The 23,495-nt window shown below is 61.5% G+C and carries 23 protein-coding genes and 1 pseudogene; 12 read left to right on the forward strand and 12 right to left on the reverse strand.

The annotated features are described in order from the left end of the window. Nucleotides 1-2: 2 nt before the first annotated feature. From ctaD to V7747_RS17240, 3 genes are read left to right on the forward strand one after another with little or no spacing between them, the layout of a single operon-like run. A complete protein-coding gene (gene ctaD, locus V7747_RS17230; protein ID WP_092286587.1) occupies nucleotides 3-1,586 on the forward strand; it encodes a cytochrome c oxidase subunit I in 1,584 nt (527 codons plus the stop codon). A gap of 12 nt (nucleotides 1,587-1,598) precedes the next feature. After that, complete coding sequence (locus tag V7747_RS17235) at nucleotides 1,599-2,165, forward strand: cytochrome c oxidase assembly protein (RefSeq protein ID WP_335617252.1); 567 nt, start codon at nucleotides 1,599-1,601, stop codon at nucleotides 2,163-2,165. A 30-nt stretch (nucleotides 2,166-2,195) separates the two neighbouring features. Then, complete coding sequence (locus V7747_RS17240) at nucleotides 2,196-3,083, forward strand: cytochrome c oxidase subunit 3 (protein WP_335617253.1); 888 nt, start codon at nucleotides 2,196-2,198, stop codon at nucleotides 3,081-3,083. Nucleotides 3,084-3,120: 37 nt separating this feature from the next. Here the strand turns inward: V7747_RS17240 and V7747_RS17245 are convergent, their stop codons facing one another. Further along, nucleotides 3,121-3,336 (reverse strand): twin transmembrane helix small protein, encoded by a 216-nt coding sequence (locus V7747_RS17245; protein ID WP_335617254.1) that lies wholly within the window; start codon nucleotides 3,334-3,336, stop codon nucleotides 3,121-3,123. Nucleotides 3,337-3,400: 64 nt separating this feature from the next. Here V7747_RS17245 and V7747_RS17250 point away from each other — a divergent pair, with 64 nt between their 5' ends. The 5 genes and pseudogenes from V7747_RS17250 to V7747_RS17270 all read left to right on the forward strand — a co-directional run bounded on the left by V7747_RS17250 (nucleotide 3,401) and on the right by V7747_RS17270 (nucleotide 7,370). Beyond that, nucleotides 3,401-4,156, forward strand: coding sequence for an SURF1 family protein (locus V7747_RS17250; RefSeq protein WP_335617255.1), 756 nt, complete (start codon nucleotides 3,401-3,403; stop codon nucleotides 4,154-4,156). Beyond that, on the forward strand, nucleotides 4,149-4,739 hold the full coding sequence (locus V7747_RS17255; protein WP_335617256.1) for a hypothetical protein: 591 nt from the start codon (nucleotides 4,149-4,151) through the stop codon (nucleotides 4,737-4,739). The genes V7747_RS17250 and V7747_RS17255 overlap by 8 nt, the downstream gene beginning before the upstream one ends. A gap of 3 nt (nucleotides 4,740-4,742) precedes the next feature. Further along, nucleotides 4,743-5,780, forward strand: coding sequence for a COX15/CtaA family protein (locus V7747_RS17260; RefSeq protein ID WP_335617257.1), 1,038 nt, complete (start codon nucleotides 4,743-4,745; stop codon nucleotides 5,778-5,780). Between the two features lie 31 nt (nucleotides 5,781-5,811). Next, nucleotides 5,812-6,747 (forward strand): annotated as a pseudogene (cyoE, locus tag V7747_RS17265) (heme o synthase); the annotation flags it as partial. Next, nucleotides 6,744-7,370, forward strand: a complete 627-nt coding sequence (locus V7747_RS17270; RefSeq protein ID WP_335617272.1) for an SCO family protein — start codon at nucleotides 6,744-6,746, stop codon at nucleotides 7,368-7,370. The pseudogene cyoE and the gene V7747_RS17270, both read left to right, overlap by 4 nt. A 29-nt stretch (nucleotides 7,371-7,399) precedes the next feature. Here the strand turns inward: V7747_RS17270 and V7747_RS17275 are convergent, their stop codons facing one another. The 6 genes from V7747_RS17275 to V7747_RS17300 form a co-directional block, all read right to left on the reverse strand. After that, nucleotides 7,400-8,224, reverse strand: a complete 825-nt coding sequence (locus V7747_RS17275; protein WP_335617273.1) for a TIGR03915 family putative DNA repair protein — start codon at nucleotides 8,222-8,224, stop codon at nucleotides 7,400-7,402. 19 nt (nucleotides 8,225-8,243) lie between these two features. Further along, nucleotides 8,244-9,458: a putative DNA modification/repair radical SAM protein gene (locus V7747_RS17280; protein WP_335617259.1), complete on the reverse strand. Its 1,215-nt coding sequence runs from the start codon at nucleotides 9,456-9,458 to the stop codon at nucleotides 8,244-8,246. Between the two features lie 104 nt (nucleotides 9,459-9,562). Continuing rightward, a complete protein-coding gene (gene pdeM, locus V7747_RS17285) occupies nucleotides 9,563-10,210 on the reverse strand; it encodes a ligase-associated DNA damage response endonuclease PdeM (RefSeq protein WP_335617260.1) in 648 nt (215 codons plus the stop codon). Then, on the reverse strand, nucleotides 10,207-12,696 hold the full coding sequence (locus V7747_RS17290; protein ID WP_335617261.1) for a ligase-associated DNA damage response DEXH box helicase: 2,490 nt from the start codon (nucleotides 12,694-12,696) through the stop codon (nucleotides 10,207-10,209). Before V7747_RS17290 ends, pdeM begins: the two co-directional genes overlap by 4 nt. Then, nucleotides 12,686-14,293 carry an ATP-dependent DNA ligase gene (locus V7747_RS17295; protein ID WP_335617262.1) on the reverse strand — a complete coding sequence of 536 codons (1,608 nt, stop codon included), beginning with the start codon at nucleotides 14,291-14,293 and terminating at the stop codon, nucleotides 12,686-12,688. The genes V7747_RS17290 and V7747_RS17295 overlap by 11 nt, the downstream gene beginning before the upstream one ends. Next, nucleotides 14,293-15,288 carry a ligase-associated DNA damage response exonuclease gene (locus V7747_RS17300; RefSeq protein ID WP_335617263.1) on the reverse strand — a complete coding sequence of 332 codons (996 nt, stop codon included), beginning with the start codon at nucleotides 15,286-15,288 and terminating at the stop codon, nucleotides 14,293-14,295. Before V7747_RS17300 ends, V7747_RS17295 begins: the two co-directional genes overlap by 1 nt. Before the next feature lie 205 nt (nucleotides 15,289-15,493). On the opposite strand from V7747_RS17300, the gene V7747_RS17305 reads away from it, so the two are divergent. The 3 genes from V7747_RS17305 to V7747_RS17315 are packed head-to-tail and all read left to right on the forward strand — an operon-like array spanning nucleotide 15,494 to nucleotide 19,220. After that, nucleotides 15,494-16,036, forward strand: a complete 543-nt coding sequence (locus V7747_RS17305; RefSeq protein WP_335617264.1) for a (2Fe-2S)-binding protein — start codon at nucleotides 15,494-15,496, stop codon at nucleotides 16,034-16,036. After that, nucleotides 16,033-17,016 carry an FAD binding domain-containing protein gene (locus V7747_RS17310; RefSeq protein WP_335617265.1) on the forward strand — a complete coding sequence of 328 codons (984 nt, stop codon included), beginning with the start codon at nucleotides 16,033-16,035 and terminating at the stop codon, nucleotides 17,014-17,016. The genes V7747_RS17305 and V7747_RS17310 overlap by 4 nt, the downstream gene beginning before the upstream one ends. Next, nucleotides 17,016-19,220 (forward strand): xanthine dehydrogenase family protein molybdopterin-binding subunit, encoded by a 2,205-nt coding sequence (locus V7747_RS17315; RefSeq protein ID WP_335617266.1) that lies wholly within the window; start codon nucleotides 17,016-17,018, stop codon nucleotides 19,218-19,220. Before V7747_RS17310 ends, V7747_RS17315 begins: the two co-directional genes overlap by 1 nt. Nucleotides 19,221-19,296: 76 nt before the next feature. Here V7747_RS17315 and znuB read toward each other — a convergent pair whose 3' ends face one another. The 3 genes from znuB to V7747_RS17330 are packed head-to-tail and all read right to left on the reverse strand — an operon-like array spanning nucleotide 19,297 to nucleotide 21,336. Then, a complete protein-coding gene (gene znuB / locus V7747_RS17320) occupies nucleotides 19,297-20,082 on the reverse strand; it encodes a zinc ABC transporter permease subunit ZnuB (protein WP_335617267.1) in 786 nt (261 codons plus the stop codon). After that, complete coding sequence (gene znuC, locus V7747_RS17325) at nucleotides 20,075-20,845, reverse strand: zinc ABC transporter ATP-binding protein ZnuC (protein WP_335617268.1); 771 nt, start codon at nucleotides 20,843-20,845, stop codon at nucleotides 20,075-20,077. Before znuC ends, znuB begins: the two co-directional genes overlap by 8 nt. Further along, nucleotides 20,842-21,336, reverse strand: a complete 495-nt coding sequence (locus V7747_RS17330) for a Fur family transcriptional regulator (RefSeq protein ID WP_092286621.1) — start codon at nucleotides 21,334-21,336, stop codon at nucleotides 20,842-20,844. The genes znuC and V7747_RS17330 overlap by 4 nt, the downstream gene beginning before the upstream one ends. 98 nt (nucleotides 21,337-21,434) lie before the next feature. Here V7747_RS17330 and znuA point away from each other — a divergent pair, with 98 nt between their 5' ends. Then, entirely contained in the window at nucleotides 21,435-22,370 is a 936-nt protein-coding gene (gene znuA / locus V7747_RS17335) for a zinc ABC transporter substrate-binding protein ZnuA (RefSeq protein WP_335617269.1), read from the forward strand. Nucleotides 22,371-22,386: 16 nt separating this feature from the next. Here the strand turns inward: znuA and V7747_RS17340 are convergent, their stop codons facing one another. Both V7747_RS17340 and V7747_RS17345 read right to left on the reverse strand, forming a co-directional pair. Further along, entirely contained in the window at nucleotides 22,387-22,593 is a 207-nt protein-coding gene (locus V7747_RS17340) for a hypothetical protein (RefSeq protein WP_335617270.1), read from the reverse strand. A 472-nt stretch (nucleotides 22,594-23,065) separates the two neighbouring features. Beyond that, nucleotides 23,066-23,495: hypothetical protein (locus tag V7747_RS17345; protein WP_335617271.1), on the reverse strand; the 430-nt coding region annotated here is incomplete at its 5' end.

The raw sequence follows: 23,495 nt of genomic DNA on the forward strand, positions 1-23,495 counted from the left end.
TCATGAGCGCAGTGATCGATCACCATCACGCCGACCATGCCCATGGTCCGGCCAAGGGGCTGATGCGGTGGGTTCTGACCACCAACCACAAAGACATCGGCACCATGTACCTGTGGTTCAGCTTCATCATGTTCCTGGCCGGTGGCAGCATGGCCATGGTCATACGAGCAGAACTGTTCCAGCCCGGCCTGCAACTGGTGCAGCCGGAGTTCTTTAACCAGATGACCACCACCCACGGCCTGATCATGGTCTTCGGCGCCGTGATGCCCGCCTTTGTCGGGCTGGCCAACTGGATGATCCCGTTGATGGTCGGCGCGCCGGATATGGCGTTACCCCGCATGAACAACTTCAGCTTCTGGCTATTGCCGATGGCGTTCGGGTTACTTCTCTCGACGCTGTTCATGGAGGGCGGCGGGCCGAATTTCGGCTGGACCTTCTACGCGCCGCTATCAACCACCTACGCGCCGCCCAGCGTCACCTTCTTCATCTTCGCCATTCACCTGGCGGGCATCAGTTCAATCATGGGCGCGATCAATATCATCGCCACCATTCTGAACCTGCGCGCGCCCGGCATGACGTTGATGAAAATGCCGCTGTTCGTCTGGACCTGGCTGATCACCGCCTTCCTGCTGATTGCCGTGATGCCGGTCCTGGCCGGCGTGGTCACCATGATGCTGATGGACATTCACTTTGGCACCAGCTTCTTCAATGCTGCCGGCGGCGGTGACCCGGTGATGTTCCAGCACATCTTCTGGTTCTTCGGCCATCCCGAGGTATACATCATGATCCTGCCGGCCTTCGGCGCGGTGAGCCAGATCATTCCAACCTTCAGCCGCAAGCCGCTGTTTGGTTACACCTCAATGGTCTATGCCACTGCGGCAATTGCCTTCCTGTCGTTCATTGTCTGGGCGCACCACATGTTCACCGTGGGCATTCCGATTACCGGCGAACTGTTCTTCATGTACGCCACCATGCTGATCGCCGTACCGACAGGGGTAAAGGTGTTCAACTGGGTGAGCACCATGTTCCGCGGTGCACTGACCTTTGAAACGCCGATGCTGTTTGCCGTAGCCTTTGTGATCCTGTTCACCATCGGCGGCTTTTCCGGGCTGATGCTGGCGATTGCTCCAGCGGACTTCCAGTACCACGATACCTACTTTGTCGTGGCGCACTTCCACTACGTGCTGGTGCCTGGTGCGATCTTCGGCATCTTTGCGTCGGCGTACTACTGGCTGCCCAAGTGGACCGGCCACATGTATGACGAAGTGCTCGGCAAGACACATTTCTGGATGAGCTTCATTGGCATGAATCTGGCGTTTTTCCCGATGCACTTTGTCGGACTGGCCGGCATGCCGCGGCGGATACCCGACTACAACATCATGTTTGCCAACTTCAACATGGTGTCCTCCATCGGTGCCTTCATGTTCGGCGCGACCCAGTTGCTGTTCCTGTTCATCGTCATCAAGTGCATCAAGGGCGGGCCAAAGGCAGCTGCCAACCCATGGGAAGGTGCCGAAGGGCTGGAGTGGACAGTACCGTCCCCTGCGCCCTACCACACCTTTACCACTCCACCTGAAGTGAAGTAGTCGGAGGCCGCCATGAGCGAGCAGCTGTCGAACGCGCGACTGGTCAAACGCTTGCTGTTTACAGTAGTGGCCATGTTCGCCTTTGGCTTCGCCATGGTGCCGCTGTACGACGTCATGTGTGATGCCCTGGGCATCAACGGCAAGACCAGCGGCACCGCTTACCAACAGGAAAGCGAGCATATTGATGACAGCCGCACACTGCGAGTGCAGTTTCTGGCCACCAATGCAGAGGGTATGAGCTGGTCGTTCGGCCCGGAGGCAGACGAGCTATCGCTGCACCCGGGGGAAACCCGCGAAATGCTGTTTCGCGCCAGCAATCCGACCGATCAGCCGATGGTGGCACAGGCGATTCCCAGCGTCGCTCCGTCAAAGGCCGCGGCCTACTTCCACAAGACCGAATGCTTCTGTTTTACCCAGCAGGTGCTGCAACCGGGCGAGACCGTAATGATGCCAGTGCGCTTCATCGTCGACCCGGCGCTGCCGCAGGATGTAAAGCACCTCACGCTGGCTTACACGCTGTTTGATGTAACCGATCGGATGCCTGAAAAGCTGGCGCTGTCAGCCGTGCAGGCCAACTGAGTACAGACTGCCGGATAAGGAGAACAACAGATGGCGAGTCATGAAACCTACTACGTACCGGCCCAAAGCAAATGGCCGATCATTGCCTCGGTCGGCCTGCTGCTGACGGTGTTTGGCGGTGGCAGCATGATCAATGGCATGAGCAGCGGCGAGGGTAGTGCTGCCGGCAAGTGGATCTTCTTCGCCGGCGCGCTGACCATCGCCTACATGATGTTCGGCTGGTTCGCCAACGTCGTGAAGGAAAGCGACCAAGGCCTGTATGGCGCGCAAATGGACCGTTCCTTCCGCATGGGCATGGGCTGGTTTATCTTTTCCGAGGTGATGTTTTTTGCCGCCTTCTTCGGAGCACTCTTCTACGCCCGTACCTTTGCCGGCCCCTGGTTGGGCGGCGACGGCGACAAGGGCGTTGCCAACATGCTCTGGCCCGATTTCCAGTTTTCCTGGCCGCTGATGATAAACCCGGATGCCAAGACATTCCCAGGGCCCACAGAAACCATCAGTCCTTGGCAATTACCGCTGCTCAACACCATCACACTGATTTCATCCAGCGTCACGGTGACCCTTGCCCACCACGCCCTGCGCGCCGACAAGCGCGGCGCGACCAAAGCCTGGCTGGGCCTGACCGTGCTGTTGGGGGTGATTTTCCTGATCCTGCAGGCGCTGGAATATCAACATGCCTATCACGAACTGGGGCTGACGCTGAATTCCGGCATCTATGGCTCGACCTTCTTCATGCTGACCGGTTTTCACGGTGCCCACGTGACCATGGGTACTCTGATTCTGGCAATCATGCTGATTCGGATTACCCGCGGCCACTTCACCCCCGACAAGCATTTCGGCTTTGAAGCGGCGAGCTGGTACTGGCACTTTGTCGACGTGGTCTGGGTGGGATTGTTTGTCTTTGTCTACATTTTCTGAGCGCCTGGTCCGGCGCTCGATCACCGCAGGCTCTGGCTCAATGCAGCCAGGGCGTGCCCCAGCGCAACTCGCCAGACCAGAAGCCCCAAGCGATCAGCGCCAGCAGCAATACCGTCAAACTGATACGCACGGTCAGCGCCTTGACCAGCCGGCCGCCGCGGGCATCGCTGTCCTTCATCAGAAAAAACAGCCCATTGAACAGGCTGCAAACGACCGCAGCCAAGAGCACCAGAATCGCGATTTTCAACCACATGGGCGCAAACTCTCCTTCATTGTTATGCGCGCCAGTATAGCCCTGCAGGAAGGCCACCGTGATCATGTCTGAACCCTGCAACAGTGCACGGCGTTTTGCACCGGGGTTGGGGCTCTGGATATTCACCCTCAGCCTACTGCCGCTGCTGCTGGCGCTGGGCGTCTGGCAGCTGGAGCGCGCCGGCGAGAAGCAGACGCTGGAGCAACAGATGCAGGCGCGCCGTCAGGCCCCTGCGCCGACGCTGAATCAGCTGGACCACCCCCGGCCCGCCAACTGGCAGCGACTGACTCTGCGCGGGCACTTTGATCGCCAACGCATCTGGCTGCTGGATAACCGCACCCGTGACGGAGCCGCCGGCGTTGAAGTACTCCAAGCCTTTCGCGCCGACAACGGCCAATGGCTGTTGATCAACCGTGGCTGGACAGCGTGGCCGGACCGGCGCGAGACGATCCACATCAGCACCCCCAGCGGCAATCAGCAACTGCTGGTCGAAGCGCTGCCCGATCCCGATAGCGGCTTCCGCCTCGGCGATGCGGGCGCCAGTACCCAAAGCTGGCCGCGCCTGATTACCCGCATCAACTTGAACGAGTTGCGCCAGCAGGCAGGCATACCGCTCGCCGACTGGCGCGCGCGACTGCTGGAACCCGGCAGCGACGCTGCCCTGCGCCTGGACTGGCCTGCGCTGCCAATGAGTTCCAGCCGCCATACCGGTTACGCCGTGCAATGGTTCTGCCTGGCGGGCGCATTACTGATCTTGTTTGTCTGGGCCGGCCTGCGGCCCGAACCACGGGGGAATAACAATAATGATGAGCATGACTGACAGCCCTTCCAACAGCCGCCCACGCGGCCAACTCAAGCTATTGGCCATCTGCGCAGTGGTTTTTGGCCCCATTCTGGTGGCCGGTCTTATGGCGCATTTCAATATCGGCATTCCGCAGACGCAGTCGAACAAATCCGATCTGGTTGGCGCTGAAATCCAGCTCGACGATTGGCAGGTCGTTCTCGATCCAGTGGGCTACGGGGCGCCCTGGCGGCTGCTCGTCACCAGCCCGGAAGCCTGCGCCGAGGCCTGCCTGCAACTGGTCCACGAGGCACGCCAGATCAACGTCGCCGTTGGCCGCGAAGCCGACCGCGTAGAGCATTTGCTGGCCTCGGGCGTCGGCCTTTCCAGTAGCCAGCAGGACACCCTGGAAGCACGCTTTCCGCGCCTGCAGCAGGTGACGCTGTCGGCGCCGGCTTACCACAGCAGCATGCAACAGTTGCCGGCCAGCTGGCAGCAAGGGCCGCAGTTGTGGCTGGTTGATCCGCTGGGCCGCGTCGTGCTACATCAGAGTGCTGCGGCACCGGGCAAACACCTGCTCGATGACCTGAAGCGCCTGTTGAAACTGTCCAAGGTAGGTTGAGCCATGCACAAATCCGCCTCCAAATGGGCCCTGTTCGGGCTGCTGCTGTGCTTTGTAGTGGTCATTCTCGGCGCTTACACACGGCTGGTGCATGCTGGCCTGGGATGCCCCGACTGGCCCGGCTGCTACGGCTTTCTCAGCGTGCCGCAAAGTGACAGCGCGCTGGAGACGGCGCAGTTGCGCTTCCCCGACGATCCGGTAGAAGCCTTCAAGGCCTGGGCCGAAATGATCCACCGTTACGCCGCGGGCCTGCTCGGACTAGTGATCCTCGGGCTGGCATTGTTCAGCCTGCGCCAACGCCAGCAGCCGGGCTACCCCGTGGCCCTGAGTCTGGGGCTTCTCGGCCTGGTCATCTGCCAGGCGCTATTCGGCATGTGGACGGTCACCCTGAAGCTCTGGCCGCAGGTGGTCACCGCACACCTGCTGGGCGGCTTTACCACCCTCAGTCTGCTGCTTCTGCTTACCTTGCGACTATCCGGTCGCCTGCCGGCCATGCCGCCGAGCCCGCACAACACACGCCTGCGCAAACTCGCACGGCTTACCCTGCTGGTGGTGATCGGTCAGATCATGCTGGGCGGCTGGACCAGTACCAACTACGCCGCCGTCGCCTGCATCGACCTGCCCACCTGCCACGGTGAGTGGTGGCCGGACATGGACTTTGCCACCGGCTTCAATCTGCTGCATCAACCTGTGGGGCCCAACTATCTGGGCGGCATGCTGGATGGCCCCGGCCGCACGGCTATTCATTTCACCCACCGCATTGGCGCAGTGATCACCACCCTGGTGGTGTTGCTGCTGGCCTGGCGCCTATGGCGCAGCCGCCATCCGCGTCTGGCCACACTAGTTACTCTGACGCTGGTGGTGCAGGTCAGCTTGGGAGTCACCAACGTATTGGCCCATATTCCGCTGCCGGTCGCGGTTGCGCACAACGGCGTTGCCGCGCTGCTGCTGCTGGGCGTGATCAGCGTCAACTACCGTCTGCGCGTTCCGGCCCGAGAACGCCTGCGCATGCATAGCCGCTCGCTGGCGGGTTCGGCCTGACTGGCCCATACTCAAGACACAACGATAACGGCGGCCCAGATCCGCTGAAGGGGAAACGACCATGACCACCGTGACGCACACGCTGACGGCCCGCGCCGGCTGGCGCGACTACCTGGAGCTGACCAAGCCCAAGGTCGTCGCGCTGATGATTATTACTTCGGCGATTGGCATGTTGCTGGCCAGCGAAGGCGCTGTACCCTGGAGCATTCTGCTGCTCGGCAACCTGGGCATTGCGCTCTGTGCCGGGTCGGCAGCCGTGGTCAATCATGTGGTCGATCGCCGCATCGATATTCACATGGCGCGAACTCAACGCCGCCCGCTGGCACAGGGCCGGGTAAATCCGCTGAACGCACTGCTGTTTGCCTTGGCACTGGGCAGCGTCGGTATGGCCATCCTGTTGCAGTGGGTCAACGGCATTACTGCCTGGCTCACGCTCGGCTCACTGTTGGGCTACGCCGTGGTTTACACCTCGTTTCTCAAACGGGCCACACCGCAAAACATCGTCATTGGCGGCCTGGCCGGTGCCGCGCCGCCGCTGCTGGGCTGGACCGCTGTCACCGGTCAGATTGAGGCGGAAGGCCTGTTGCTGGTGCTGATCATTTTTGCCTGGACACCACCGCACTTCTGGGCGCTGGCGATCCACCGCAAAGCCGAGTACGCCAAGGTGGATATCCCCATGCTGCCGGTGACCCACGGCGAGCGCTACACCAAGCTGCATATTCTGCTGTATACCTTTATCCTGTTGGCCGTCAGCTTGCTGCCCTTCGTGATTCACATGAGCGGCGTGCTGTATCTGATTGTTGCCACGGCGCTGGGCCTGCGTTTTATCGACTGGGCCTGGGCATTGTGGCGCGATAGCCGCCCACATGCGGCCATCAAGACCTTCAAATTTTCCTTGTGGTACCTGCTGTGGCTGTTTGTTGCCCTGCTGGTGGACCACTACGCGGGAGTAGCCGGATGGCTTTGAGTGGGGTGCAGAAGACCGTACTGATTTGTGCGGCCAGTGTGGCGCTGGTGTTAGGCGCAATTATTCATAAAGTCACCCGCCCGGTACCGCTTGATCGTAACGCCCTGCAGAGCGCCGGTATTTTTCTGTTCGATACTCCACGGCCGATACCGCGGGTAAACCTGCAGTCTGCCTCCGGCGAAGCCTGGACCAGCGATAACCTCAAGGGACAGTGGGACCTGCTGTTTTTTGGCTATACCTTCTGCCCCGACATCTGTCCGACCACACTGGCCGACCTGCGCCAACTGGGTGAAAAGCTGCCCGCAGAAGCCCGCGATCAACTGCAGGTTACCCTCGTCAGCGTAGACCCCAACCGCGATACGCCGGAGCAACTGGCCACCTACCTGGACTATTTCAACGCCGACTTTGCCGGCGCAACCGGCGACCCCGCCGAGCTGGCAAAATTGGCCAAGGCGCTTTCCATTGCCTATATCGAGCCCGATACCAGCAATGAGAACTACCTGGTTGATCACAGCGGCCAGGTAGTATTGGTCGATCCCGCCGGCGAATACGTGGGTTTTATTCGCCCCCCGCTGAAGAATGATCAGTTGGCCAGTTGGCTGCCGCGCATCATGGCGCCGTAAGCAATATCAAACCGGTTGACGATACTCGATTACCGTTTTGGCGAACGGATAACCTTGCCGGCCTTTGCGCTCACCGCTTCAGCCTGACCGTCACGCTGGGCTCCTGCCCGCGTGCGGCTGACCAGCCAAGGAATCATGCGCCCTTCCGGCAGCCCCGCCCAGAAGCGCAGCGGCATATGGCCCTGCATCACCTTCGGGTTGAGCCGCGCCGGGTTGTAGATGCTGCTGTAATAGCTTTGCCATAACGGGTCATTGGCGTCCTTCACCGAGGCGGCGAGGGCCGCCCAGTCGGCAGGGCACGGCTGCCGATAATGCAGCGCCTGACCGTCATACCAGACCGCATCGCGTGACGACACAATCAACCAGCGCTGCCGCCCCAGCCGCTCGGCAAAGTGCAGACTGGCAGTGGCCAGCACATCGTGGGCTGGCTCGTGCGTGGCAACATAATCCAGCCCGCTGCGTCCCATGAAGGGATGAAAGCGCACGAAAGCATGTAAGTGATGAGCCTCACGATTGACCGCCTTGATGCGCTTTTGCAGCTCGCTGCCGTCGGGGTCGCCGGCCAGCATTGCCGCGCGTTCGCCATGGGTTACGCGCCAAAGCACGCAGTAGAGCAGGCTCCACCGACCGACCACGCGATATTGCGCCGCCAGCGCCAGCGCGTCCAGCAGCGCCGGCGGCACACGCGGCGAAGGGCGCACAACAGGCTCAGCCAAGGACGCGTCGTTGCCAAACAGTTGGCCGTGCCCCGGTTCCTCCCACACCACCGCGTGCGGCGGGATTGCCTGCATCAACAACTGCCGGGCCTGCTCGCGCCAACGTGGAAACTCATTATCACAATGCAGAATGTACATGCCTTGCGCGCTCATGCACTTAGCCCCACAACGCCATCTGCGCAGGCTGATCACTCAGCTGCTGGCGCAGTGCACCGGACTCCTGAGCATCCTGGCGCGGGCGATAGTCGCTGGTAACAATAAAGGGTTTGGCCTTCTCGATCACACAGCGCAGCCGTACCACATCGTCGTAGCGGATCCGCTTCAGCCGTCGCAGGCTGACGATACGCTCGGCCGAGCGAACGCCGATCCCCGGTATGCGTGCAATCAATTGCGGTTCAGCCAGATTGAGATCCACCGGAAATATCTCACGGTTGGACAGCGCCCACGCCAACTTGGGATCGATATCCAACGGCAAATTGCCCTGCGCGCCGATCAGCTCCCTTACCTTGAAGCCATAGCCGCGCAATAGAAAGTCCGCCTGATACAGCCGGTGTTCGCGCAGCAACGGCGGCGCTTGCATCGGTACTGATGTCGGGCTGTTGGGGATGGGGCTAAAGGCCGAATAGTAAACTCGGCGCAGCCGGTACTTCCCATACAGCGCCTCGGCGGTATGCAGAATGCGGCTGTCATCACTAGCATCAGCGCCCACAATCATCTGGGTACTCTGTCCGCCTGGCGCAAATTTTGGCGCACGCCGATCGGCACGTGATTCCTGCGAGGCCGTTTCAATGGTGCCCATGGCGCCGGTAATGCTGCCCACCTCTTTCTCCGGCGCCAGGCGGATCAGGCTCTCAGGGCTTGGCAATTCGATGTTTACGCTCAAGCGATCCGCAAAGCGGCCTGCCTCGGCAATCAGCGCCGGGTCGGCTTCGGGAATGGTTTTCAGGTGAATGTAGCCGCGAAACTGATGCTCCTCACGCAGCACTTTGGCCACCCGGATCAGCTGCTCCATGGTGTAATCCGGCGATTGAATAATGCCGGAGCTGAGAAACAGGCCGCTAACGTAGTTGCGTTGATAAAAATCCAGCGTCAGCTTGATTACCTCCTCGGGCGTGAAACGCGCCCGTGGCACATCGCTGGAGCGCCGGTTGACGCAATACTGGCAATCGTAGAGGCAAAAGTTGGTCAGCAGGATTTTCAGCAGCGATACACAGCGGCCATCCGGCGTGTAGCTATGGCAAATACCCATACCATTGGTCGCACCTATGCCGTCCTTGCCGCGGGAGCTGCGCTTGGGCGCGCCACTGCTGGCGCAGGACGCGTCGTACTTCGCCGCATCCGCCAGGATGGTGAGTTTTTCGATCAGCTCCATAGCGCTTTGCCGCCCCATATACTGTATATAAATACAGCATAGAGAAGAGCGGAAACCTTCTCAAGCGCTAAGCGGTGCGCCGCGACCTGTGTCGACAGCAGGCACTAGCCCGGTACAGCAAACAAATGGCCTTCCACCACCATCACCGCCTGGGCGTCAGGCTCGGCCGGCACGTTCCAGCCACCGGTGAAAGCGCCGAAAGAAGGCAATACGCTGAGCTGCCTGCGCAGCCAGAATATCGGTGCGCGCAGCCGGTCTCCAGCCACCGTCAGTTGCATTGCAGGATGTATATGGCCTGCCAAAACATGCTTCCCCGCTACCGGCATGGGCTCGTGACACAAGCGGAACGGCCCCAGATCCAGGTGCGGATACCATTGAATGCCGATATCGAGTCCCGCGGCGTGTCGATCATGATTGCCGATCACCGCCTCTACCGATAACTGTGCGTGCTTTGCCAGCCAGGCCGGGAACTGCTGCAAGAAAGGTTCGCCGGCCATCGGGCGGTGATGCAGCACATCACCCAACACCACCAGCCGCTGCGCGCCAAACTCCTCAACCAGCCGGCTCAGGCGTTGCAGATCATCCCGGCTCTGCCCACTCGGCACCGCCAGCCCGCGCCGGCGCATCAGCGCGGCCTTGCCAAAATGGGTGTCAGCCACCAGCAAGGTAGATTCGGCGGGATAGAACAGCGCCTTGTCGCCATGCAACACAACTTCAGCGCCCGCCAGTGTCCAGTCCAACCTGCGACTCATCGGCGTTTGCTCGCTTTGCGCTGGGCGTGCTGGTCCAGGCTGGCGATCATGCGTTGCACGCGGTCTTGCCAGCTCTCGGTCGTGACGCGATTGCGCTGCCGCTCCACCCAGAGCGGAAAGGCCAGCGGTGAAAAACGCTCAAGCGGCATCTGCAACAAGGTTTGCCCGGCTGCGCGCTGCAGTACCGTCTGCAAGCGTTGAATCTCTAGCTGATCTTCCAGCACCTCGCGGCTGGCCTGCGCCAGCAGCCGATGCTCAGGGTCATACCGCTGCAGGGTGTCGTAAAGCAGGCCGGTGGACGCCTGCAATTGACGGTCGGTTTTGCCGCGCCCAGGAAAGCCCTGAAATACCAGCCCACTGATACGCGCTATATCGCGAAACTGCCGCCGCGCCAGCTCGCCAGCGTTCAGCGCTGCGAGCACATCGTCCAGCAGGTTGTCCGGGCTCAGCAACGTCCGCCAGTCGGCCTCGCTGAGCTCTGGCAGCCGCTTAGAGGTCAACAGCTCCAGCCCGTAATCGTTTACCGCCAGCGAGAACGTAGCCGGCACCCGCTGACCCAGGCGCCATGCCAGCAGAGCCGCCAGCCCCTCATGCGCCAGCCGCCCCGCAAAGGGGTAGAGAAACAGGTGCTCACCCTCCCGCGAGCGACAGCGCTCGATCAGCAGCCGCGTGCGGCTCGGCAGGGCCGATTGCAGCTTCTGCAGCTCCAGCACCGGCGCAATCGCCTGCACTTCCGCGTCGCCATACTTCCCGGCCTGCACCTCTTCGAGAATATCCAGCACGCTGTCGGCCAACTCGCTCGACAGCGGTAAACGCCCGCCATACCAGCGCGGCACACTATGGCGCCTGGTTTTGGCTAACCGCACGTAGGCCACCAGATCACGCACCTTGACCAGTTCCAGCGCGCGCCCGGAAAACAGAAATACATCGCCCGGCTTGAGACGGGCAATAAAGGTTTCTTCGATGCTGCCAAGGCTGCCGCCCTTCATGAAGCGCACCTGAATTTGTGCGTCGCTGGTAATGGTGCCAATAGACAACCGATGACGCCGCGCGATCCCGGTATCCTCCACGCTGTAACGGCCAGCCTGCGCCACTACGCGCTGAAACCGCGGGTAATGTTCCAGCACCGGGCCGCCCTGGGTAATAAACGTCAGGCACCAGTCGAACTGTTCTGGCGTCAACGCGGCAAAGGCGTGCGTAGTGCGCACCTCATCAAAGGTCAGATCAGCGGTAAAGCCGGGGCCTGCCGCCAGCGTGACCAGGTGCTGAACCAGCACATCCAGGCTCAGGCGCGGTGGTCGCCTGGCCTCAACCCGGCCAGCCGCCCAGGCGCGCCGCGCCGCAGCAATCTCGACCAGTTCAAACGCATGACTGGGCACACAGAGAATTTCACTCGCCGCACCCGGCTGATGGCCGGAGCGGCCGGCACGCTGCATCAGACGCGCAACGCCCTTGGGGCTGCCCACCTGAACAACGCGGTCTACCGGCGAAAAATCCACCCCCAGATCCAGACTGGAGGTACAGACCACGCAGCGGAAATCGCCCTTGCGCAGCCCCTCCTCGATGCGCTTGCGCACACCGCGATCAATCGAGCCATGGTGCAGCCCCAGCTCGGTCATCCAATCGAGTCGGGCCTTGAGTATGGCCTCAAACCATAACTCGGCCTGGGAGCGGGTGTTGGTGAACAAGAGCGCGCTTTCGCCCTGCTCAAGGTAATTGAGCACACCGTCCAGTTGCGATAACCCCAGGTGTCCGGCCCAAGGAAAGCGCTCTATGTTCTGTGGACAAAGCCCGCGAATCGTCAGTGGCTTTTCATCTGCTTCATCCGCGGCGGCAGTGATGCGTTCGCCGGGCGCTGCGCCTTCACCCAGTAATACATCCATCGCCTCATCGAGGTTGCCCAGCGTGGCGGACAAGCCCCATACCAGCAGCGCCGGATTGCGTGCGCGCAGCCAGGCCAGACACAACTGCAGCTGTACCCCGCGCTTGCTGCCCAGCAGCTCGTGCCACTCATCCACAATTACCGCGTCCAATTGGCTAAAGGTGTCTTCCGCATTGCGGTAAGAAAGCAGCACCGACAGGCTCTCCGGCGTGGTCACCAGCGTTTGGGGCATTTTTCGCCGTTGCCGGGCACGCACGCTGGCGGCGGTATCACCGGTGCGGGTTTCGACCCGCCAGTCCAGCCCCAGTGCACTGGCCGACGCCTGTAAATGACCCGCCGTGTCGGCGGCCAGGGCGCGTAGCGGAGTAATCCACAGCACCCGCAACCCGGTGGGCCGCGCCGGCTGCTCAAGTGCGCGCGAGACTGGCCCCAGCCAGGCCGCCAGGGTTTTGCCTGCACCCGTGGAAGCGTGAATCAGGCCACTACGTCCGGCGCGGAACGCCTGCCAGGCGCGCCGCTGAAAGGGCGCCGGCTGCCAGTCATGCGCGGCAAACCATTGCTCAATCGCAGCCAGGCCATCGACGCTTTGGGTTTCAGCCACCATACAAGCGCAGCAGCTCCTTGACCTGCGCCAGGGTGTCGGCCTCGGCAACCGGCTTGTCCCGTCGCCAACGCGCAATGCGCGGAAAGCGCAGGGCGATGCCGGACTTGTGCCGGGGCGAGGGCTGGATGCCCTCGAAGGCGATCTCCAACACGTGTTCGGGTTTGAGTGAGCGAACCGGGCCGAACTTCTCAACCGTGTTGCGCCGGATCCAGTGGTCGAGCTGTTGAATTTCCTTGTCAGTGAGACCGGAGTAGGCCTTGGCGATGGGTACATAGGTTTCGGTTTCCGCCTGCCCGTCGCGTACCGCCAGGGTGTAATCAGTGTACAAATTGGCGCGCCGGCCGTGGCCGGGCTGCGCATACAGCAATACTGCATCGATAGTCAGCGGTTCGATTTTCCACTTCCACCAATCGCCGCGTACGCGGCCGCTACGGTAGGGGCTATCCAGGCGTTTCAGCATTAGTCCTTCGACCATGCGCTCACGGCTACCCTCGCGCTGCGTGGACAGCTCCGACCAGTCGCTGGCCTCCACACGAGGGCTGAGGCGGATGGGCTGGTCGTCAGTACTAGCCAGCAGTTGCTCCAGCAGGGCGCGCCGCTCGCGCAGCGGCTTGTCACGCCAATCCTGTTGCTGGTACTCGAGCACATCGTAGGCCAGGAAGATTACCGGGACTTCGCTCAGCACCTTGGGCCCAACGGTCTTGCGCTGAATCCGGCGCTGCATCTGCGAAAACGGCATCACGTGGGTATCCCAGGCGAGAATTTCACCATCGAGCACCACCTCCGGAAGCTCTGAAGCGGCGACTTCTACCTCGGGGAAACGGCCATTCATCGGTTCTTCACCGCGCGACCAGACCCACACCCCGCCGGGCCGCGCGATCAACTGCGCGCGAATACCATCCCACTTCCATTCCGCAAGCCAATCGTGCAACTCACCCAAGGCGTCAGGTTCGCCTTCCAGCGGCGAGGCCAAGAAAAACGGGTAGGGTTGGCCTTCGCTTTCCTCGCGTTGTTCGGCGTCGAACAGCGCCGTATAAAATTCGGCGGTAGGGTCGAACTCACCGATCAGCCGCCGGGCAATCAGTGCCCGGGGCAGTTCCGTCAGCGCCGCCAATGCGCGCTCGACCAGCCCGCGGGAGACCCCCACGCGAAGGCTCCCGGTCAACAATTTGTTGTACAGAAAGCAGGCCGGCCTAGGCAGGCTGCGCCAGTGCGCCAATACCTGTTCACGCTGCTGCTGCTCATCCAGCGTGCGCAGTCCGAGTACCGCCTGTTCGATCCAGCCGGCCAGCGAACCACTCACCGCGGCGCGTTGATCCTCACCTTCCATCAGCAGGCTGATGGTTTCCGCCAGATCACCCACATGCTGATAGGTTTCTTCCACCAGCCAGTCGGGTAAACCGGTCGCTTCGGCCAGCCAGTCGCGCAATTTGCGCGGGCCAATCAAGCGCCGCATCCTGCGCCCGGCCAGAATATAGACCGCCCACGCAGCGTCGGCCGGTGGCGCAGCACCGAAGTAACAAATCAAGGCATCCAGTTTGACCTGGGTGCGGGTGGTGGCATCCAGTTGCGCGTAAAGATCAGCGAAAGCCTGCATCAATCGTCCTCAGCGCCATAGAGTGTCGTCAGCGCGCGGGCATCGATGCCTTCCTGTTCGCGCAGGTAGCGCACCAGATCGTCACTGCGCCCGTGCGTGGTGAGTACCGTCTTGGCGCCACAGTCGCGAATGGTCGCCAGCAACGCAGGCCAGTCAGCATGATCACTCAACTCAAAGCCCTGATCGTAGCCACGGCGGCGGCGATTACCGCGTATGCGCATCCAACCCGAGGCGAAGCCGGTACTGGCATTCTTGAACCGCCGCATCCACGGTGAGCCAGCGGCAGAGGGCGGCGCCAGTATCAGCTGACCGTTGAAGGTTGCCTTACGCGGCAGTTCGGAGACCGGCTGGGTTGGCAACATGGCCACACCCGCCTCGCGGTAAAGCTCGGTAAGCGCCACCATGGCACCGTGCAGATATACCGGCCGATCAGTATGCTCGGTCAGCGCTGCCAGTACGCGTTGCGCCTTACCAAAGGCATAGGTGAACAGTATGCAAGGCCGATCCGGGTTGCTCGACCACCAATCCCACATCTGCCGTCCCACTTCTTCCACCGGCGGCCAGCGATAGCATGGCAGCGCGAAGGTGGCTTCGGTAATCAGGGTATCGCAGGGCACCACCTCGAAGGGAGCACAGGTCGGATCGGTATCGCGCTTGTAGTCACCGCTGACCACCCACACCCGGCCATCATCATGCGCCACCCGTACCTGCGCCGACCCCAGCACATGGCCGGCGGAATGCAGGCTGAGCGTAACCGCGCCAAGGCGCAGCTGCTCGCCGTAGGCCAAACCTATGAAATCGTGCTCACCCAGCCGGTGCCGCAGAATCGGTACGCTCAGCTGCTGCGCGTAATAACGTTGATGGCCAGCGCGCGCATGGTCGGCATGCGCGTGCGTAATCACGGCAGTAGCCACCGGCCGCCAGGGGTCGATATGAAAGTCGCCAGCCGGGCAATACAGCCCTTCATCGGTAGGGATAATCAGGGGATCAAGCATGCAGCGATGCACTCATTGGTCCGTGTCCAGTTCAGCCATAACACTTCATGGGACAACAGGATCGCCTTACTGTTACACCTGCACAGCTACTGCCCTCGCGCTCAGGGCTGAACGATTCCAGCCCCTCCCAGTCGTAACTTTCAGACGCAAACACTGCGCAACCCCGGCGGCCAGCATCTGGCGCGCCCTTTTCCGTGAGGCACGCATGAGTTCAACATTAGAACCGCAGGGCGTGAAGACCGTAGCGACCTGTCCCTTATCCATCGAAATCAATGGCCACCCCCGGCAGCTGGAGGTTTACCCCTGGACCACCCTGCTGGACCTGCTGCGTGAGCAACTGCATCTGACCGGCACGAAGAAAGGCTGCGACCACGGCCAGTGCGGCGCCTGCACCGTATTGCTCAACGGCAAGCGGATCAACTCATGTCTGACCCTTGCGGTTATGCACGACGGCGCCAGCCTGACTACGGTAGAAGGCCTGGCAAAAGGTGATGAACTGCATCCCATGCAAACCGCCTTCGTGAAACACGATGCCTTTCAGTGTGGTTATTGCACGCCCGGGCAGCTCTGTTCTGCGGTGGGAATGACCGCCGAAGGTCGCGCCAACACCCCCGACGAATTACGCGAACAGATGAGCGGCAACCTGTGCCGCTGTGGCGCCTACCCCAATATAGTCGCCGCCATTGAAGAGGCCATGCCGGCCACCCGCGAGCAGCTCGCGCGCAACAGCAAAGGGGAAGGCCAATGAACCCGTTCAGCTATACGCGCCCCACGGGCATTGATGAAGCCGTTGGTCTTTTCACGCCCGACAGCCGCTACATCGCCGGTGGCACCAACCTGCTCGACCTGATGAAAGAAAACATCACCCACCCCGAGCACCTGATCGACATTACCCGGCTACCACTGAAAGACATTGAAGAAACCGCCAAAGGTGGCCTGCGTATCGGCGCCCTGGTGAGCAATTCGGACCTGGCCTGGAATGCGCGCATCGAGCAGCAGTATCCGCTGCTTTCCAAAGCCATTCTCGCCGGTGCATCGCCGCAGCTGCGCAACATGGCCACCACCGGCGGCAATCTGCTGCAACGCACGCGCTGCTACTACTTTTATGACGCCGATACCCCCTGCAACAAGCGCCAGCCCGGCACGGGCTGCCCGGCCCGCGATGGCTTGAACCGCATTCACGCGATTCTCGGCCACAGTGAGCAGTGCATCGCGGTGCACCCTTCAGATATGTGCGTGGCCCTGGCTGCGCTGGATGCCACGGTGATCGTCAAGGGCATTGGAGGCGAGCGGCGAATCGCCTTTGCGGACTTCCATCGCCTGCCGGGCAACGAGCCGGAACGCGACAACACCCTGGCCGAGGGCGAGCTGGTCACCGCCGTCGAATTGCCAGCGGAGGAGTACGCTACGCACTGCGCCTACCTGAAGATCCGTGATCGGCAATCCTATGCTTTCGCGCTGGTCTCGGTCGCCGCCGCCCTGCAACTCGATGGCAAGCTGATCCGTAGCGTGCGCGTGGCGCTGGGTGGCGTAGCCCATAAGCCCTGGCGTAACCCGCAGGCGGAGGCCCGGTTGGTCGGCAGGCCAGCAGACAAAAACGCTTTCGGTGATCTCGCCGACGCGCTGTTGGTCGGGGCCACCGGCTTTAACGACAACCAGTTCAAAATCGAGCTGGCCCGCCGAGCCATAGTGCGCGCCTTGTCCGACGCGATAGAAGGAGCAGCCTGATGACCGTTAAAACCTCGCCCGTCGGCAAGCCGCTGGACCGTGTTGACGGCCCGTTGAAAGTGCAGGGTCAGGCCAAATACGCCGGTGAATTTGCCCTGCCGAATATGCTCTACGGCCACATCGTTAACGCCACCATTGCCCGTGGCCGCATCCTGCAGATCGACAGCCGAGCCGCACAGTCGGTAGCCGGTATTGAAGCGATTCTCACCCATGAAAACCGCCCGCCCATTGCCAGCTACGACAAGCCCTACGAGGACGATGACGCGGCAGACGGGTCACCCTTCCGGCCCCTGTTCAACGACCGCATCCTGTACAACAGCCAACCGATTGCGTTGGTGGTCGGCGAAAGTCTGGAGCTGGCGCGCTACGCCGCCAGCCTGATCAAGGTTGAGTACGAAAGCGAAGACCACGCCACCGACTTGCTGGCCAACCTTGACCAGGCAAGCAAGGCGCCAGGCGATCTGCCCGACCCCGGCGGCGATGCACAGCAGGCGTTGCACAAGGCGGCGGTCAAGGTAGCCGTGCAATACAGCACGCCGGTTGAGCATCACAACCCGATGGAGCCGCACGCCTCCACCGTGCACTACCTACCGGATGGCAGCCTGGAGGTGTACGACAAAACCCAGGGCGTCCAGAACTGTATGCGCTATCTGGAAGACGTCTTCGACATGCAAGGCCAGATACGCATTCTGACGCCTTTTGTCGGCGGCGCCTTCGGCTCCGGACTGCGCCCGCAACACCAACTCCCCCTGGCCGTCATGGCCGCGCTCAAACTCAAGCGCTCAGTGCGGGTGACCTTTGCCCGTCAGCAGATGTTCACCTTTGGCTATCGCCCACGCAGCATTCAGCGCCTGACACTCGGCGCCTCGGAAGATGGCCAGCTGCAGGCTATCCATCATCAGGCCATTGCCCAGACCTCCCGCTTTGAGGACTACACCGAGCAACAGGTCGAATGGTCGGGCATGCTCTACAAGTGCCCCAACGTCACGCTGGATTACCAGCTGGTGCCGCTGGATGTGTACACACCCCTGGATATGCGCGCCCCCGGCGGCACCATAGGCGTGTACGCACTGGAATGCGCCATGGATGAACTGGCCTACGCGGCGAACATCGACCCGGTTGCGCTGCGCCAGAAGAACTTTACCGACTTCAATGCCAACGAAGGCAAGCCCTACTCAAGCAAGGCGCTGCTGGAATGCTACGAACAGGGCGCCGAGCGCTTTGGCTGGGGCAAGCGGACGATGGCGCCGCGCAGTATGCGCGACGGCCACCAACTGATCGGTTGGGGTATGGCAACCGGCATGTGGGAAGCCATGCAGATGCCCGCCAGCGCCAAGGCCTGCATAGACGCTACCGGCAAGCTGGTGGTGAGCAGCGCCACCACCGATATTGGTACCGGCACCTACACCGTCATGACGCAGATCGCTGCTGAAGCCATGGGCCTTGCGATGGAACAGGTGGAGTTCAAGCTGGGCGATTCGAGCATGGCCACCGCGCCACTGCAGGGCGGCTCCTTTACCGTGTCTTCGGTAGGTAGTGCGGTGCAAAAAGCCTGCAAAGAGTTGCGCCTGAAGCTCTTGGACAGCGTGCAGCAGAGCCCGGCATCGCCCTTCAGCGGAAAAACGCAGGACGAAATCGACTTTGCCGATGGCTGGGTGTTTATCAAGGCTGCTCCCGAGCACCGCGTCAAGCTGACCGATATTGCCGCCGAAACCGGCGCACTGGAGGTCGAGGCCAGTGTCGAACCCGGCGAGGTGCGCGATGGTTACGCCACGGGCACGCATTCGGCCGTGTTCGTTGAGGTAAAAGTGGATGAAGATACCGGCATGGTAGCCGTCAGCCGCGTCGTCAGCGCCATTGCTGCCGGGCGCGTGGTTAACCCCAAAACCGCCAGTAACCAGATCGTCGGTGGCGTGGTCTGGGGGGTAAGTCAGGCGCTGCATGAAGAAACCCAGATGGACCACAACCTGGGCCGCTTCATGAATCACAGCCTGGCCGAATACCACATCCCGGTGCAGGCCGACATCGGTGACATCGACGTCATCTTTGTGGAAGAGCATGACGAGATCGTCAACGCGCTGGGTTCCAAGGGAGTCGGCGAAATTGGCATCGTCGGGGTTGCCGCAGCCGTCTCCAATGCGATCTTTCACGCCACCGGCAAGCGCGTGCGCGACCTGCCGGTGACGCTGGATAAACTGCTGTAATCTGCTTTGCTGCAGCGCGATCCGCCCGGTAAGCCCTGCGCTGACCGGGCCGGCTCAAGCCGGGTTCAAGGCGGGTTTATGCGCGCCGCGGCACGCCCAGTGCGAGCATGAAACACAGCACCGCGCAGACCACGATCGAGGGGCCCGCCGGGGTATCCAGATGCCACGACATGGTCAGCCCACCCAACACCGCGACACAACCCAGCACACTGGCACCCAGGGCCATCTGCTCCGGCGTGCGGGCATGGCGCTGCGCCGCCGCCGGCGGGATGATCAGCAGGGAGGTAATCAGCAGCACGCCGACGATTTTCATCGCCACCGCGATCACGATGGCGATCAGCAGCATCAGCGCCAGCCGAATCGCCGTGACCGGCAGGCCCTCCACCCGCGCCAGCTCCTCATGCACGGTGATGGACAACAAGCGGCGCCAGAGCAAACACATCAGCACCAGCACAATCAGCAGGCCGCCCAGAATCCAGTACAGATCGTCGCGGGTCATCGCCAGCAGGTCACCAAACAGGTAAGCCATCAGGTCTACCCGCACGTTTTCGGTCAGCGCCAGCACCACCAACCCCAGCGACAGCGTGCCGTGCGCCAGAATACCCAGCAGGGTATCGCTGGCCAGCCATTCCTTGTGCTGCAGCGCCACAAGCAACACGGCTATCAGCACGCAGCCCACGGTTACCGCCAGCGTTAAATTCACATCCAGCAGCATACCGAGCGCAACGCCCAGCAACGCCGAGTGCGAGAGCGTATCGCCAAAGTAGGCCATGCGCCGCCACACCACAAAAGAGCCCAGTGGCCCGGCGACCAGCGCCAGCGCCAGACCGGCCAGCAACGCGTAAAGCAGAAAATCAGGCATGGTTGCAGTCGGGTCCGTGGCTGTGTTCATGGGGCACGACTTCGCCGTGCATATCGTGGGCGTGGTCGTGGTGGTGGCTGTAAACCGCCAGGGCGCTGGCCTGCTCGCCAAACATGGCAACAAAAGCCGGGTCCAGGCTGACCTGCTCCGGGTGGCCGGAACAACACACATGGCGGTTCAGGCACACCACGGTATTGGTGGTCGCCATCACCAGATGCAGGTCATGCGAGACCATCAGCACGCCGCAGCCGTAGCGGTCACGCAACCGGGTGATTAGCTGATACAGCTCTATCTGGCCGTTCACGTCCACCCCTTGCACCGGCTCATCCAACACCAGCAGATCAGGTTCGCGCAGCAGCGCGCGGGCCAGCAGAATGCGCTGCAATTCACCGCCCGAGACCTGCTGCAGGGGGCGGTCCAGCAGGTGCTCCGCGCCCACCTCGACCAGCGCAGCGTGCGCGGCAGCCTTCTTCGCACCCGGTGCCAGCAACAGAAAACGCTGCACGGTCAGCGGCAGTGACGCATCAATCTGCAGTTTCTGCGGCATATAGCCAATGCGCAATCTGGGCTGTCGGCTGACCTGGCCGGTGGAGGCCTTCAACAAGCCCAGCACAATGCGCACCAGGCTGGTCTTGCCGGCGCCGTTGGGGCCAATCAGGGTGACGATTTCACCGCGGTTGACCTGCAGGCTGACGTGCTCCAGCACATCGGTGCCATGCAGACGCAGGCTCACGTCCTGCAACGACAACAGGGGTTTGCTCACGCAGCCTCCCGGCACTGTGCACAGAGACCGCTGATTTCCACCGTCTCGCTTTTCACGGCAAAGCCGTGCGATTCAGCCGCGCCGGCGATGGCTGCCGTGATGGCGCTGGCATCCAGTTCAATGGCGATATGACAGTTGAGGCAGATCAGAAACTGGCCCTCGTGCTGATGCTCCGGGCTGGCACAGCCAATGAAGGCATTCAGCGAAGCGATGCGATGCACCAGCCCCTGCTCCTGCAGAAAATCCAGTGCGCGGTACACCGTCGGCGGGGCTGCACGGCGGCCATCATCACGCGACAGGGTTTCCAGAATATCGTAGGCGCCGAGCGGCTTGTGGCTCTGCCATACCAGTTCCAGAACCCGCTTGCGCAGGGTGGTAAAACGGGCACCCTCACGTGCGCAGACCTGCTCGGCGGCATCCAGGGCGTGACTCACACAGCGGCTGTGATCGTGCGGCTGCTGCGCTTCTTGCGGGGAGAGAAACTCGGTCATGGCGTCATCCTGTCGGGCAGCGCTGCAAAACCTGAGCTGTGCAGCGGCAATTGAGCTGTTATCATATTACACTTTACGATTCAGAGGTACGCCCCACCATGTCGTCATTTCGCCTGTTTGCTGCCTTGTGCGGGCTGCTGCTCAGTTCTGCTGCCCACGCCGATCAGGTGCGCGTGCTCGCCTCCATCAAGCCGGTACAACAGATTGCCGCCGCCGTCCTGGACGGCATAGATCAACCCGCCGCGCTACTACCCGCGGGCGCCTCACCGCACTCCTTCGCGCTGCGCCCCTCGGACCGACGCGCGCTGGCCAGCGCTGAGCGTATCTACTGGGTAGGGCCCGCGCTGGAACTGTTTCTGGAAGGCACGCTGCACTCACTGCCGGGCAGCCGCGAGCTGGTAGAGATACCCGGCCTGCAGCTGCGCCACTTTGATGAGGGGGCAGACGAACACGAGCACGACCATCATACCCACGCCGACCATGAGGCTCATGAAGGCCATGAGCACGGCCCCGGCAGCCTGGACCCGCACATCTGGTTGTCGCCCGAGAATGCCGTGATCATCGCCCGCTGGATGAAAGACGACCTGGCACCGCTGTACCCACAGCAGCAAAGCCAGCTGAACGCTAACGTCGCCGCCTTCGAGCAACGCATGCAGGTGCTGGACCAACAGTTGCTGGCGCGCTTTGCGCCGCTCAAGCACAAGCCCTACTTTGTATTTCATGATGGCTACGGTTACCTGGAAAGCTATCTTGGCCTGCAACACAGCGGCGTCTTCAGCCTGGCCCATGAGATTCAACCCGGCGCGCGCCACGTTAATGAATTACGTCAGACCCTGAACGCCGCCGCGCCCGCTTGCGTATTCAGCGAGCCGCAATTTACCCCAAGGCTGGTGAATAGCCTGACCGAAGGGTTGCCGGTCAAAAGCGCTCAGCTCGACCCGCTGGGCAGCGCGATTGCGGTAGGGCCGCAGGGTTACGAACAACAGCTCAAAGCGCTGACCGAGACCTGGGCGAGCTGCCTGGAGGGGATCTGACCCGGCGCCAACGGCATCAGCCAAGCTGCCGATTCCAGACAGCGCGGCGGCGAAAGCGCCAGAACGCCCAGGCGCAGATAGCCAGCTCTACCAGAAACACCCAATGCATGATGAAATTCAGCCACCAGGGCTGATAGCGCGCGGTGACCTTGACCAGTGCATAGCGCTGGTCCACCAGCGGGGCAAACCACCAGATGTCGCCGGCCAGAGTATCCAGCAGCACGTGCAACATTCCCCCAAGGCTGAATACCAGCAGCCAGGGTGCCGCTGAGCGCCGCGCCAGCCCAGGCTCAAGGCGATAAGCCCCAACCACAGTGACGGCCAATGGGTCATATAGCGGTGATGGTGCGTCTGCCCATGATCCACAAACAGGAAATAGAGCATATCGAAATCCGGCGCCACCGCACCCAACATTCCCGCCGCAATCACGAATACTGCCGCTACCGGCAAATTACGCACCCGCTGAATCAGGTAGCTGGAGAGTATGTAGCCCGAGGGCAGGTGAGCAATCAGCATGGGGCAGCGCCTGTTTCACATTGACAGTGGCCCCCTCAATAGACCGAATGCCCATCAGACCACGTCGCTGCATTCAGGTTTTGACCGGCCTCGGAAAGCAGAGTGAGGCGCGCCCGCGTCGATGCCATAACTAACCGCCACTAAGCTATGCGCGCGAGTGATCGAACTTGATCCACTTGTTATGAGTTTTCACGTGGTTTCTCCTTGGCCCCGCCAAATTGCTGAATACGCTTGTGGCTTTCTTCAGTCCAGTGAAAAAAATTTCGAAGGGTAATCGGAATACCATTCACGCTGTTTAACTCACTGGCGGCCTCTTCCGTTAAATCCTCTGCCGCGACCACCAAGGTAAACCCCTCTTCCATGTGAGACACTGCCTTTTTGACGCTCCTGACATGTGCAACACCATCTTTCAGAACAATAAGCATATATGGCTCCCTTTCCTCCGGCACCAATTGCACAAGTTCCTTGTACTTGCTTGGCACGGCTTTATGGAGACTTGCCTTATCTCGATACTTATTCAGATTTATACTCATAACGCCCGGCACACGTGCCGGTTTGTAGCCGCGGAGCGGCGGAAAAGCGGTCACTGTGCTGCCGCTTGTTATGAGT

The sequence above is a fragment of the Halopseudomonas sp. genome (assembly GCF_036960865.1).
Lineage (GTDB): Bacteria > Pseudomonadota > Gammaproteobacteria > Pseudomonadales > Pseudomonadaceae > Halopseudomonas.